The 13,944-nt window shown below is 38.9% G+C and carries 13 protein-coding genes; 9 read left to right on the top strand and 4 right to left on the bottom strand.

Translation table 11 applies throughout. The features are described 5' to 3' along the window. Nucleotides 1–142: 142 nt before the first annotated feature. Together IPI59_13240 and IPI59_13235 are read left to right on the top strand one after the other, a co-directional pair. Nucleotides 143–895: a serine/threonine protein phosphatase gene (locus IPI59_13240; protein MBK7528482.1), complete on the top strand. Its 753-nt coding sequence runs from the start codon at nt 143–145 to the stop codon at nt 893–895. Between the two features lie 39 nt (nt 896–934). Continuing rightward, nucleotides 935–1,792: a hypothetical protein gene (locus tag IPI59_13235; protein MBK7528481.1), complete on the top strand. Its 858-nt coding sequence runs from the start codon at nt 935–937 to the stop codon at nt 1,790–1,792. 32 nt (nt 1,793–1,824) lie between these two features. Here IPI59_13235 and IPI59_13230 read toward each other — a convergent pair whose 3' ends face one another. Together IPI59_13230 and lpxD are read right to left on the bottom strand one after the other, a co-directional pair. Further along, on the bottom strand, nt 1,825–2,133 hold the full coding sequence (locus tag IPI59_13230; protein ID MBK7528480.1) for a divalent-cation tolerance protein CutA: 309 nt from the start codon (nt 2,131–2,133) through the stop codon (nt 1,825–1,827). A gap of 22 nt (nt 2,134–2,155) precedes the next feature. Further along, nucleotides 2,156–3,187, bottom strand: a complete 1,032-nt coding sequence (gene lpxD / locus IPI59_13225) for a UDP-3-O-(3-hydroxymyristoyl)glucosamine N-acyltransferase (GenBank protein ID MBK7528479.1) — start codon at nt 3,185–3,187, stop codon at nt 2,156–2,158. 268 nt (nt 3,188–3,455) lie between these two features. On the opposite strand from lpxD, the gene IPI59_13220 reads away from it, so the two are divergent. From IPI59_13220 to IPI59_13205, 4 genes are all read left to right on the top strand, one after another. Next, the gene (locus IPI59_13220) at nt 3,456–4,034 is read left to right on the top strand and encodes a hypothetical protein (protein ID MBK7528478.1); all 579 of its coding nucleotides are present in this window, start codon (nt 3,456–3,458) and stop codon (nt 4,032–4,034) included. Nucleotides 4,035–4,140: 106 nt separating this feature from the next. Beyond that, the gene (locus IPI59_13215; GenBank protein ID MBK7528477.1) at nt 4,141–5,403 is read left to right on the top strand and encodes a hypothetical protein; all 1,263 of its coding nucleotides are present in this window, start codon (nt 4,141–4,143) and stop codon (nt 5,401–5,403) included. Between the two features lie 131 nt (nt 5,404–5,534). Then, on the top strand, nt 5,535–6,389 hold the full coding sequence (locus IPI59_13210) for a hypothetical protein (GenBank protein MBK7528476.1): 855 nt from the start codon (nt 5,535–5,537) through the stop codon (nt 6,387–6,389). A gap of 55 nt (nt 6,390–6,444) precedes the next feature. Next, nucleotides 6,445–8,079, top strand: a complete 1,635-nt coding sequence (locus IPI59_13205) for a hypothetical protein (protein MBK7528475.1) — start codon at nt 6,445–6,447, stop codon at nt 8,077–8,079. Nucleotides 8,080–8,120: 41 nt separating this feature from the next. On the opposite strand, the gene IPI59_13200 is transcribed toward IPI59_13205, so the two are convergent. Then, nucleotides 8,121–8,462, bottom strand: a complete 342-nt coding sequence (locus IPI59_13200; protein MBK7528474.1) for an RNA-binding protein — start codon at nt 8,460–8,462, stop codon at nt 8,121–8,123. 253 nt (nt 8,463–8,715) lie between these two features. Then, a complete protein-coding gene (locus tag IPI59_13195; GenBank protein MBK7528473.1) occupies nt 8,716–9,240 on the bottom strand; it encodes an FKBP-type peptidyl-prolyl cis-trans isomerase in 525 nt (174 codons plus the stop codon). Between the two features lie 516 nt (nt 9,241–9,756). Between IPI59_13195 and IPI59_13190 the strand changes: the two genes are divergently transcribed. From IPI59_13190 to IPI59_13180, 3 genes are read left to right on the top strand one after another with little or no spacing between them, the layout of a single operon-like run. Continuing rightward, nucleotides 9,757–11,124: a toll/interleukin-1 receptor domain-containing protein gene (locus tag IPI59_13190; protein ID MBK7528472.1), complete on the top strand. Its 1,368-nt coding sequence runs from the start codon at nt 9,757–9,759 to the stop codon at nt 11,122–11,124. Next, nucleotides 11,102–13,111, top strand: coding sequence for an ATP-binding protein (locus tag IPI59_13185; GenBank protein MBK7528471.1), 2,010 nt, complete (start codon nt 11,102–11,104; stop codon nt 13,109–13,111). The genes IPI59_13190 and IPI59_13185 overlap by 23 nt, the downstream gene beginning before the upstream one ends. Nucleotides 13,112–13,134: 23 nt before the next feature. Continuing rightward, nucleotides 13,135–13,917, top strand: a complete 783-nt coding sequence (locus IPI59_13180) for a hypothetical protein (protein ID MBK7528470.1) — start codon at nt 13,135–13,137, stop codon at nt 13,915–13,917. Nucleotides 13,918–13,944: the final 27 nt, after the last annotated feature.

Raw genomic sequence — 13,944 nt, 5'->3', positions numbered from 1 at the left:
GGAATAAAAGCCACTAAATAAGCCGAAAAGTAAATAATAAGGCTATTTCTTGCTTGATATTTAACCGTTTCTTATTAATTTTGTATTCAATTTGCTTACTGCCTATTTGAATATTTCACCTGATTTAGTCGTAAAATTCAATATGAGTTCTGTTGTCAATCGCTATGCCATGTCTGATATTCATGGTTGCGCAAAAACATTTCGTTTGGCTGTTGAGCAGTATATTAAACTTAAACCTAACGACGAATTGTATTTATTGGGCGACTATATTGACCGCGGCCCCGATAGCAAAGGTGTTTTTGACTATATATGGCAATTGCAAGCGAGTGGGTATAAAGTTTTTTGCCTAAAAGGAAACCACGAAGATTTAATGCTTAAAACCATAGCCAACGAAGATAACTGGCATTATAAATGGGAACATAACGGACAACGAGAGACTTTGATGAGTTTTGGTGTCTTAAATCCGGATTTGATTCCGGAAAAATATATTAATTTTTGTAAAAGTTTAAATTATTATATCGAACTTCCGGATTATTATTTAGTTCATGCCGGATTCGACTTTAGTCAAAAAAATAATTTTAACGAAGTATTGCAAGACAAAGAGTCAATGCTTTGGATTAGAAGATGGTACCATAATTTAAAACCCGAATGGATAGCACCTAAAAAAATTGTACATGGGCATACGCCAATTACTAAAGGCGAAATTAAAAACCAATTAAATACAAATATTATTAATATTGACAACGGATGTGTTTACCAACTGAAAGTGGAAGCTCCAATTTTGAATGATGATTCTCCAACATATGGGGCATTGTTTGGGCTAAATCTCAATAATCCGGATGATTCATTTTTTGTTGAATGTATCGATCGAACTACGAATGATGATGCTATTTAAATTTTAAGCGACACCATGATTTTATAAATTTAATCGGATATGAAAAAAGGTCTTCGAATTAAAAACGTCCATACCATTGTAATTAGTATAGCCGTAACCTTGTTTGTAATGGGTTGCTTTGGCCTAGCTTTTATTTATACCGATACACTAAGTGGCCTATTAAAAGAAGACTTTGAACTAACTGCCATATTAACCGAAGAAACAACACCAGCACAAGCCGACTCGCTACTGCCACAACTTAAAAAAAGTCCATTTATAAAAAAAATAACCTACCTCAGCAAAGAAGATGCCGTTGCCGATTACATTGCCAAAACCGGAGAGGATTTTAGACCAGTATTAGATGGTTTTAACCCTTTGTTTGCCTCGTACCTAATTAAGTTAAATGCCGGATGGGTACAACCCGATAGCTTAATACAAATAGAAAAAAAATTGCTAACCCACCCACCAATTCAAGAAGTACATTATTATATGCCGCTTTTAGATGCTATGTGGGGAAAATTACACCAATACAATATAATTGGCGCAATTATGCTTTTTTTATTTGTTCTAGCAACTTTTTTTATGATTGATAATACAATAAAATTGTCAATGTATGCTAACCGGTTTTTAGTGCGCAGTATGGATTTGGTAGGTGCCACACGCAGTTTCATTGCCCAGCCATTTACCCGGCAGGCAGCATTTTACGGACTTATAAGTGCAATTATTGCTATAATTTTGGTTTGGGGAGTTAGGGCATTTCTCCATTATCAAATTCCCGAATTATCTAAACTAATGTCAAATTCGCCCTTCATAGGGCTTTGTGCTATTATGTTGTTTGCCGGAGTCGTTATTTCTTGGGTAAGCACCCGTATTGCCGTATATAAATATTTATCGCTTGGTTTAGACGATTTGTATTAATTAAACCAGACCAGGTAAAATAAATAGCGCTGCTATGCAACACATTGCGCAACCCATTGTGCATACTCGGGGTTTGCGTCTGCCTGCCAGCTAATAAAACAAGGAGTTTCGTAAGGGTGTAATTCCTTTAAGGCCAGCAAAACAGCTGATTTTTTTGTGGGTATGGTTTTTAAGATACTTACAAATTCATGGTCGTTTTGCAGCGCACCGCCCCAAAAATACATGCTGTTAATCGGAAAAATATTGCCGCACGCGATAAGTTTTTTGTTTATCAGTGTTTCTACAACCTCAACAGCTGCCTGGTTGTTAGCATGTGTAACATAAAATAATAAAATTGCCATACCCAAATTATAATGATATAGTTTACCCTTCTTTTTTTGCGATTTGCCTTTCTAAGTTTGCTATTTTCTCTATTAAATCCGGAAGTTTGCGCATTGCAGCTAACAAGCGCATATTTTGTCTAAATTCGGCAGCAGGCGACCCATTCCAAACTTGGTTGGGGGTGTCAATATTTTTAGAAACCCCACTTTGCGCGCCTATTTTAGTGTAATCGGCAATTTTTATGTGGCCAACAAAACCTGCCTGGCCACCTATGGTGCAGTATTTGCCCAATTCGGTACTGCCCGATACGCCCGTTTGCGAAGCAATAACGGTATGCTGCCCTATGGTAACATTGTGCGCAATCTGAATTAAATTGTCTAATTTTACCCCTTCGGCAATAGTAGTTTCCCCCATGGTTGCCCGGTCAATAACAGTGTTTGCGCCAATTTCTACCTCATTGCCAACTACAACAATACCGTTTTGGGCTATTTTTTGGTAACTACCGTCTGGGCGGGGTGCAAAGCCAAACCCATCGCTTCCTATTACACATCCGGCATGTAAAATGCAGTTGCTGCCAATTTTGCACCCATAATAAATTTTTACGCCAGCATATACAATTGTATTTTCGTTTATTGTAACGTGAGGGCCAATATAACTGCCCGGATAAATTTTTACCCCATTGCCAATAACAGCACCTTCGCCTATATAGGCAAACGCACCTATGTATAAATTTTCTCCAATTTTTGCCGTTGGGTGTATAAAACACGGCGATTCGTGCAAGGACTGCGGATGAAGCTGTTGGCTAAATTTTTCGAGCAGTACAGCCATTGCCGCATAAGGGTCGGGCACCCTAAGCAGGGTAGCAGTTAGCGGTTGTGTAGCTGTAAATTGCAGCCCAACTAATAAAGCTGAGGCTTTTGTGGTATAGGCAAAAGACTCGTATTTAGGGTTGGCAATAAAACTAAGCTCGTTTGGCTGTGCAGTTTCAATTTTGCCCAAACCATTAACTGATATGCTTGCATCGCCCTCAATAGCTGCATTTATCCAACTGGCAATTTCCGAAATTTTGTACATTTTTAGGTTGTTGTGTTCACAAATGTATTGAAAATAAAAAATGAGTTTAAACTTTTTGGAAGTAAAATATGACAATTCTATGAAAATGTGTTAATTTCACGGCACAATATGGCTGTTTTCTTATTTCAATCCAAATTTTCCGCCTTTTTCCGCCTATATAGCTAATAACAAGCCAAAATCGCCTTCTTAAGTAATAAATTTCTAAACAATTTATTTAGTAATATAATAAGTTTAACACATCGTTAACTGTAAACAAGTTCGATTAAACATGGAAAGAACCTTTTTTGTTGCGTTGCAGCCCTCTGATTTTCGATATTTAAAACGCATACGCAGTTGGATGCATAAAGATAATCCATTTAAAACTGATGAAACAGAATTAAATCCGGATTTGGCCGAGCAACCGGAATCAGAGTCCTACCAACAAAGTGAGCACATCATTCGGGTATCTTCAACAATTGATAAAGTTGTTTTATTGCCCAACGGTAGGTTTAACCGCCCTAAAATTGAGCGTCGGTTGCGAAAATCGCAGTTTGTTTTAATTTTGTTGGGCGAAAATACCGAGCGGCATCCTTGGGTTTATTTTGAAAGCTTTGCCGCACAACGCCGCTTGCCTCGCTTTTTTATCCGGATACCTTATACAAACAGCCCTATACCCGAAAATTTAAAGCATATAAAACAAATAGCATTTAATCCTAACGCTATTGAAAAGCTATTCCGCATTTACGATGAAAATGGTATTAGAGCATTACATAGTTATGGCTTTGAACTGCACGAAAAAACGAATCTTGACGATACCTCACCTAACGAAACCACAGCCAACAATCACCAAAACGAAGTAATAAATTAAATAATTATTATTTCGTATTTTCAAATCCTAAATGCAACCAGTTTTTCTTTTGTTTCGTCTTAAAAGAAAGCTAAATTTTAATTTTAAATCAAAATCAAAAACAGTCATGAAAAAAAATATATTAGTTTTAATATTTTTGGCCGTAGCATCGCTTTTAACGGGTTGTATTAAAGACCGTTGTTACGAAGAGCGTTATGTTACCCGCCAAACTCCGGTTTATAAAACTTACGACGAAATTCGCACCCCCGTTGCAATGGAAGCAGCCCACGACCTCATAAATCCGGGAAAAATTTACACCTATGGTGTTTACTTATTGGTTTGCGAGTGGAACGAAGGTATCCATTTAATTGATAACACTAATCCATCGGCACCGCTAAGTTTAGCTTTCATAAAAATACCCGGATGTACCGATATGGCCATGAAAAATGGCATTTTGTACGTAAATAATTACACCGACCTTTTAGCGCTTGAAATTATCAGTGCTACCGCCATAAAAGAAGTCTTCAGGGGCCAAAACTTTTTTAAACCCATTGCTCAGGATGCCGGAAATGGCGTTTTAGTGGGCTATAACTACAAAGAAGAATTGGAAAAAATTGATTGCGAAAATTTAACTAATAGTTTCTTTTTTGAAGGCGATGTAATTGCCGTAAATGATGTGGCAATGGGGGCAGGCGCCGGCAGCGCAGACGGACGGAATAACAGCACCGGCGGCCAAGCGGGCTCTATGGCCAGTATGGTTTTAGACGGCTCGTTTATTTATGCCATCAACCACGATAATACCATCGTTACCATTAACCTCGAGGCTGGGGCACAACCCATTGTTGTAGGCGAAACAACAGTAAGCGCCGATATTGAAACCCTTTTTCCGTACAAAGATAAATTGTTTATTGGCTCAACAACAGGCATGTTTATTTACGAAAAAATGGGCAACGGACAATTTAAATACCTAAGCCAGTTTATGCACCTCACCGCCTGCGACCCCGTAGTTGCCAACGACAAATACGCCTACGTTACCATCCATAATGGCACAGTTTGTGGCTCGGCACTTAATTTGCTATATGTTATTGATATTGAAGATATATTTAACCCCAAAGAACTCGCACAGCTTAACCTAACGCACCCAATGGGTATGGCTTTAACCGAAAACCAGTTGTATGTTTGCGACAGCCAAGACGGCGTGCGCATTATAGATATTGCCAACCCCAGCACGCCAGTCATTTCCGGAACCGCTTCTGGCTTAGCCGCTTACGATGCAATTGCCGTAAATAATTCAAAATTACTTATCGTTTCGGGCACGGATGGCATTTATCAATACGACCGCAGTAATCCTACATTTTTGACTCAACTGAGCAAGATTGCAAAAAAATAATAAGTTTAACGAATAATATTTCTGCTGTTACATCCGGATAAGATTTTGTACGGCCATACCGGCAATACTTATCCGGATGTTTTTTTTGTCACACATCTAAAAATACAAGTACAGTTTTTTCTAATTATTCCATGAAAAAAACGCTAACAATAATTAGTCTGTTGCTAATTATAATCAATGGCAATTTTACAGTCTTTGCTCAAACAACAACACCCGCCAGCGAAAATAAATCAAGAACTGAAAACGTCCAAAACAAGGATGAAACTAAGTTAGAAGATGTGGTTTATTTAAAAAACGGAAGCATTATACGTGGCCGGATGCTTGAACTAATACCCGACTCGTTGGTGCGCATAGCCATCGTAGGCGGGAGCGAATTTGTATTTAAAGCCAGTGAAATAAGTAAAATTGTGGCCGAAAAAATCTCAACTCCGCACAATGAAAATCAAAATAATTCCTCAAACATTGAACCTCCTAAACCAACAAAAGTTGAAAAGCCTAAATATTACCGCGATAAAGGCATTTATACATATATTTCAGGTGGTTTTTTAATGGGTATAACAAGCGATGAAGTACCCGATGTGGGCATACATGGCGATTTAATAATTGGCCACCAGTTAAACCGATGGGCAGCAATTGGCGGGGGTATTGGCTTTAACAGATACCCACTTAATGAATGGATGATAGTGCCAATTTATGCCGATTACCGAGGCTATACAAACAAATCTTCCGAGTCGGCGTATTACAGTTTAGGGCTTGGCTACGGCTTTGTGGCAACCAACAGCAGTAACGCCGAGGCAAAAGGAGGCATTTTTATTCGGCCAGCAATAGGCTACCGGTTTAGTAGCGTACAAAAAACACAATTTTTAGCAGAACTCGGTATCAATATTCAAAAAGCAAAAGAAGAGGAAACAATTTGGGATGGCTCAACAGTTTTCCGCAATTATACCTTTAGCCGGACAGCTTTGCGGTTGGGTATTTTGTTTTAAATTGCTAAATTTGTGCCTTCGTAAGTTAAATTATATAATTTTATTTCATTTTGTTTTGCGGATAATATCACAAACAGCAATTTTATTACTGATATTAAATTACAGTACTTTACTTGCCCAACCTACAATCACCTGGCAAAAAGTGTGGGGCACGGCAATTGCCGATGATGAAATTGAAGCCCTTGCAGCCTTGCCAAACCAAACTTTTGCTGCGGCAGGCATTACTACCGATGCAATAACCGGCCAAACCGATATTTTAATATTTTGGCTGAACGAAAAATTACAAATTACCGACACCTTTATAATTGCTGCCCCCGGAGACGAGCGCGCCTATGCCATAGCACCTCATCCGGAGGGTGGGGTAGTGGTGGCAGGCTATTTGCGCCCTGCCGAACAGCCTGAAACTGTATCAGCCACTTTGTACCGCAATGGTCAAGACACCCAAAATATAGACTTACAAAGCAAAGGCGAACATGATGCCTGGGCATTTTATTTGAACCAAGATGGCGAAATTGAATGGTCGCTTACAATGGGCGGCAGCAACGAAGATTTGTTTAGAGCTATAGCAACCAACAACGAGGGGCAATTTTTATTAGCCGGATACGCTATATCGAAAGATGGCGACATTAAAAATCATATTGGCCTAAAAGACGCCTGGGCTATGCAAATTGACGGAGAGGGAAACCTGATTTGGCAGGGTATTTACGGCGGAGACTACAATGAACAATTATACGGCGCGGTTTGGCATCCGGATAAATTAAAATGGATAGCTGCTGGAAGTACAGCATCACCAAGCGGAAACGGGCAGATAAGTTTTAACCACGGCGCTACCGACTGCTGGGTAATTGCCCTTGATGCCGAAACAGGCGAACTACAAAGCGAAAAAACATTTGGCGGCTCTCAAGCCGAAATTGCCACCGATATTGTGCTTACAACAGATGGCAATCTGATATTTTGCGCTCCATCTTTGTCAAACGATGGCGACCTGACGGCAAACTACGGCGATAATGATATGTGGGTTGCCAAGCTAAACAGCAACGATTGGACAATTGACTGGCAAACCTCGTGGGGCGAAAAGGGCGAAGACCAAGCACGTGCTTTAATGCTGAACCCAGAAAACGGAGATGTGATTATTGTAGGAACCACTTTTGACTTTAGCATTAGTCCACCTAATTATTTTTTCGATTTGCAACTGCTGCGCCTTAATAAGGATACCGGTGAAATAGTTTGGCATAAAAAGTATGGAGGCTCGAATTACGATTTTGGCAATTGTATAGTTCCCGGATTGGGTTCAGACGAGTATTTAGTTGGTGGTTATACCGATAGCACCGATGGCGATATTGTACAAGGTGGTATTGCACCAAGACACGGGGCCGACAACGCATGGTTGATTAGGTTTGCCGAGTGGGCAAATGGTGTTTATGAAATTGGCGCTGTTGCTGAACCATTATTTATTGAGCAGCAGCAACAACCTGACAAGGCTGTAATAATACATTTGCCTCAAATTGCCGAACAGGGCATCCTTCAGATAGTTGGAACATCGGGGATTAAGTTTTATGAGGCAAATATCGCTCCCGGAACTGAACAATACCTAATAAAGAACAACCCTTTATGTAAACACAAAGGGTTGTTTTTAGTGAAGTATCAAACTAAATTGAATAAAACTTGGTTTGGCAAATTTGTTTGGTAAAATAATTAGCGCAACTCGGTTAAGCAGTGCTAATTTTAATTTTACCAGCGTTTGTTTGGCCGGTTGTTATCGTTACGGTTGTACCCGCCACCACCACCGCGGTTATTATTGTACCCACCTCCGGTATTAAATGGACGGTCGGTTTTAGGGCGTGCTTCGGTTACATTAATTACTTTTCCGCTGTATTCAGCTTTGTCTAATTCTGAGATGGCTTTTTTTGCCTCATCGTCAGAAGGCATTTCTACGAAGCCAAAGCCTCGTGATTTACCGGTTTCACGGTCTTTGATTACCTTGGCCGAGGATACGGTTCCGTACTCCTCAAAAAGTTCATTTAGGTCTTGGTCGGTTATGTCAAAACTTAAATTTGAAACGTAAATGTTCATTTGTAAAAGAAAAATTAAAAAAAAAAGAAAAACTGATTTAGTTGAGGGGTTAGTACGTCATCAAATTAAGTTAAATTAGTTGCAAAGATAAAATAAGATAATGAGATATAAACTTAGCGCAAGCAAATCTACTACAAAGGTAAGGTATATTTTACAAAATTATTAAAAAATATAGCAAAGCGTAAAAAATTATTTTAGCATCCTGTTTTTTAAAATAAAATAATTACCGTATTTGCTCGCTTGTTTGCTAATATTAGTGGTGGTGGCCGCCGTGTTCGTCAGTGCCGTCAAAGCCGTGCACGTGGCCATGAGAAAGTTCTGTGGCAGTAGCAGCGCGTACGGCAACAACCGAGCCAGTAAAAAATAGGTCGCGGCCTGCCATAGGATGATTAAAGTCGAGGGTTACAATTTGCTCCGTAATATCAATAATGCGGGCATTAAGTTTGTGGTTATTTTCATCAACCATAGGTATGATATTACCAATTTTTAGCAAATCTGTGGCCAAAGCACCATCAATAATAAAACTCTCAATTGGCACACCTACAACGGCTTGCTCATCAACAGGGCCGTAGGCATTGTTACTGTCAATTATAAATTCAAAACTGTCACCAACACGGAGGCCGGTTAGGTTGTCTTCAAACACATCGAGAACGTTGCCAGCTCCGCATAAAAAAACAAAAGGTTGGTCGGGCGAGGTGGCTTCAATAAAGGTTCCCTCAGGGCCGCCTTCAAATAAGTTATAGCTAATGGCTACAACAGTGTTAGGAGATATTTCCATTAATTAATATTGTAAGTATAAAAATGTAAAAACTTGTTTGGTGGTTAAATTTAATTAATCCAATATTTGTGTTATTAGGGGCTGCAAAGGTACGCAATTATTAGCAGGAAAAAGTATAAAAACACCAAGGCCTAGTGTTTTTTCCGGAAAAATAAATTGAAATATTCTTGCCTCACGATGATATTTCTAATACTTAGTAAAAACTTAGTCAAATTCGTCCCCTAAACATCTCATCTGGAAGAAAAATTTAATGTTTTACCCGGAACTGCTTGCCTATTTTGGTAATTTTAAAACAGTTTTAAACGTTTGCCTGCATTTATATTCCTACAAGTAAGAAAACTAAAAAAAATATCCTAATTTTACCCCGCCCATGATAGTTTTAAGCAAAATAGCCTTAGCTTTTAATAACAGCCTTTTACCAATATACTTGGTGGCTAAGGATGTTAAAAACTATTTTATGCGCTCACTGCTCGTTTATCTCACCCTGCCAAAACTCAACTATAAAACTAATTATGTATGCTTAAAAAGCGCCAATGGGATAGTTTATTAAACGACTTACAACAAGGACGCTGTGTGCTGATTATTGGCCCTTCGTTGGCTACAGCCACCTATAATGAGGCTAAATGCACCCTGCGCGAAATTTTTGCCCAACAACTCTGTGTTGATTTGGATGCCGAAAGTATTACTTACGACCAACAACAAAAAACCAATTTACTTTATACAGCCTCTAAATTTTTACACCTCGAAGGTGTTCGCCGCATTGATTTGGTTGCTACTATTTTACAGACCTACAAAAAGTATGCTACTCAAATTCCGCCCATTTACCACGAGTTAGCTAAACTACCCGTACCGCTAATCATCAACACCAACCCCGATGATTTTATGCTGCGTGCCCTGCGGCAGGCAGGTAAAACCTGCACGCAGGCATGGTATAATTTTTGCGGCGATGCTCCACACCAAACCGATATTAATGCTTTTAGTATTCAAAACCCATTGGTTTACAATTTATTAGGGACATTTGATGAGCCCAGATCGTTGGTTTTAACCGAAAATGACCAAGTTGAGTTTGTTGAAAAAATTATTAGAGGCGAGCCACCTATACCGCCCCGGATTGTCAGCCATTTTAAAGACCCTCGCACCTATATTTTTTACGATTTAGATATAGACAACTGGCAATTTAGACTGCTTTTACACACCCTCGATTTGCAAGTGGTTAAAGATAATCTTACTTTTTCGCCAAAACACTCAATTTTAGAGTTTTCAAAGGCCATGCGCGAGTTTTACGAAGAACATTTTGGATTTCAGTTTATTGATAAAAATGCTTCTGAGTTTACCACCGAATTGCAAAGTCAATACCAAAATTATATCACTACAAGCCAAACAAATTTAAACCAAAATCCTCCGGATAAAAAACAGCCTTTGCGCATCTTCATTGTAACACATCATACCGAAAATGATATTCATGTATCTAACAAAATATTACTTCATTTAACCCTCTTAATTCAAAACAACGAAATAGAGGTTGTACAAGGCCATTTACCGCCTGCTGGCCAAAATGCCCAAACTTGGATTGACCAACAATTACAAACCGCCGATGTGTTTATTGTACTTTTTAGTGCCGAATTTTTAGCCTCCGAAACCTATAATCAAGCAACCGATGCCCTAAATTTAATGCAAACGCAGCCTTCAACTAAAACTTACCGTTTACTGCCCGTGTTAGTATCGTATTGCGGTTGGAGCGACACACCTTTTGCCTCCTTTAACCCAGCGCCAAGTCCACAAAAGCCATTGTTGTCGGAACACTGGGAAAATACCGACTTGCCTTACCAAAATATTGTTGAACAATTAAAACAACTAATTCGTGATTGGCCAAACCGCACCTAAACAAAACAGGCGTTATTTAGGTGTTTACCCCTACAAAGCGGAAGATAAACGGCTGTTTTTTGGCCGCAACCGCGAAATTGATGAGATGGTGAACCTGCTAAAAGCGAAAGAATTGGTTGTTCTTTTTGCTAAATCGGGTATCGGTAAATCGTCTTTATTAAATGCAGGCGTAATACCCTCGCTCGAAAATCAAGGCTGGCAGTCGCTACCGGTGCGCTTTAATAATTTTGAAATAAATCCGGTTCAGGCGGTTTCAAATGCACTTGTAAATTTTTTAGATATAGCAAAGCTAAAAAGATTCGCCAAACAAAATCCAGAAAACGGGCAATACACCCTTTGGGAAAATTTGCGCGCCTGTACTTTTTCCGGAAACCAAGGACAATCGCTTAAACCTATTCTGATTTTTGACCAATTCGAAGAGTTTTTTAACCATCCCAAGCCACATCGCGACCATTTTGCACAACAAATAGCCGAAATAATAAGCTTACAAATTCCGCCAGCTACCGAGTTGCAATTACTCGAAATTCCGCGCCGCGAACGCACTGCCGAAATATTAGCTTGGTATTCACCTATTGATATACATGTTTTATTTGTTATAAGAAGCGACAGATTACATTTATTAGATGACCTGACGACACAAGTAACCGCTATTTTAAAAACGCGCTATAATTTGCGGGCCTTAAGCCCCCCTGATGCCGAACAGGCATTGCAAAACCCAGCTTGTTTGCAAGGCGATAACTTTTATACCGAACCTTTTACCTTTGCACCTAATGCCTTGCAGCTTATTTTAAAAACTTTGGCCAATAACGAACAAGAGGTGGAGGCTTTTCAATTGCAAATTTTAGGACAGGTAATTGAAGACAGGGTGAAAAATTTACAATTAGCAGGCAAACAAAATGTGGTTGTAGATGTAGATTTATTGGGCGGCGAGGAGGGCATAAACAATATATTATCGAATTACTACGAAGACCAAATTGCCCAAATAACAAATCCGGATGAAAAAAATATGGCTCAAAATTTAATGGAGGAAAATCTGATTATGCAGGGCAAGCGGGTAAGTCAGCCCGAAGCAATGGTTAAAGATTTATTAAAAAACAACGACCCTTTGTTAGGGTTATTACTTAATAGCCGACTTATAAGAGCCGAAAACTCGCGCTTGGGTAAAACCTACGAAATTAGCCACGACACCTTAGTGGGGCCTATTTTAAACTCCTTCCAACGCCGTGAATTGATAACCGAACGAGAAAAATTTGCGGTTGAAACTGCTAAAAAAAACGAACAGTTAGCGCGGGTAAACCGAATTCAGCGTTTGAATTTTTTTGTGTCTCTGTTTTGGTTTTTACTGTTTTTGGCTGCTACCGTAACCCTGTTTTGGGCATGGCAACAAAAAAAACGTGCCGACTTGGCCGAACAAAAATTGCAGTTGCGCTACGACCATACTGCCGAAAAAGTTGGCGAGCAATCAATATTATACAAAAAAAATGACTCGCTAAATAAAATTAACGATTCGTTAGCCCAAATTATTGCCAAAATTGATAGCCAAGCCGCGATAAATAATTATCCCCCTCCCTACAGGAACCCAAGGGATCATATAGTAAATACCACGCCCTACGTTACCGAATTGCCCCAAAAAGAACCCGGCATTTGGGGCATTGTTATAAGTGTTGATAAAACGCCCCAATTAAGCATTTATGAGGCCGGTTTGATGCGAATAAACATGGAGCAACTAAACACTTTGGTTATTAAAGAAAAAGATAAATATTATACAATATTACCTTTTATGGATGAAACTTCGGCAAAAAATACGTTGCCACAGTTCTCACGAAGCCTTAAAAGTGCGAGTGGTAAAGACGAATTACCAAGCTATTATGCTAAATTTAGTGGCTGGATAAAATATTTTGCCAATCCGGATACCGTAAAATTGCCCGAATTACAAATAGACAGTGATATTTTGCAGCAGTTTCCTAAAATCGAGAAGAAAAAGTAAATAGTTTTATTTAACGACTGCTTATGAATATTAACGAAATTCGCGACTTAATTGGCAACGGCAACCTAAAAGATGCTTTGGCAGCTTTGTTTAACGCCGAGGAACACTTAATACTTAAAATTAAAAACGAACTCACTTTGTTAAAAGCCCGACTCAGTTCGTTGCAAGAAAATGAAATGTTGGGTCTTATAGATAGTGAGAGTACAAAAATTGAACGCAATAAAATAGTATTTTCGTTGTTAAACTTATTAGATTTTTTAGAACAAGAGCTGAAAATACAACAACAAATTCCGGATATAAAAACGCTGTCTGATGATAATCCGGAAAAAAACAACTCAAATATTGCCAATTCTAATCTCAATAGTAAACAACCTGTAAATGCTTTATTAGTTTACCATCCTAATGATGGTGTCTATGCCGACAAACTGATAGCACAGTTGTTTCCGTTAAAACGGGCTAAACGAATTGATTTGTTCGATGTGCACAAGCATGTTAAGGCAACCGAGAATAAACGACTATTGTGGAGCAATAAATTGGCTGATGCCCGCTTGGTTTTGGTTTTATTCAGTGCTAATTTGTACCAGGCTGAAACCCTTGATTTTGCCCTTGAAGTAGAAAATTATGTCGGTAAAAAAGCTGTTGTACCAATTAAAATTAACAATTTTGACCTTGAGGAAACGCCCTTCCAACCGCTGCAGGGCTTGCCCCGAAATGGAAAACCTATAACCGAACACAATAATATTGACAGCGTTATGGCCGAAATTGCCGAAGAAATAAAGCAAATATTAAATAGTTTGGAAGCATAGCTTTGTAACGTATGGAATAAAAAAAAT

It is taken from the genome of Sphingobacteriales bacterium, from assembly GCA_016706405.1.
Taxonomy (GTDB): domain Bacteria; phylum Bacteroidota; class Bacteroidia; order Chitinophagales; family UBA2359; genus BJ6.
The sequence above is the reverse complement of the archived record's forward strand: the minus strand, read 5'-3'. Positions and strand labels throughout refer to the sequence as shown.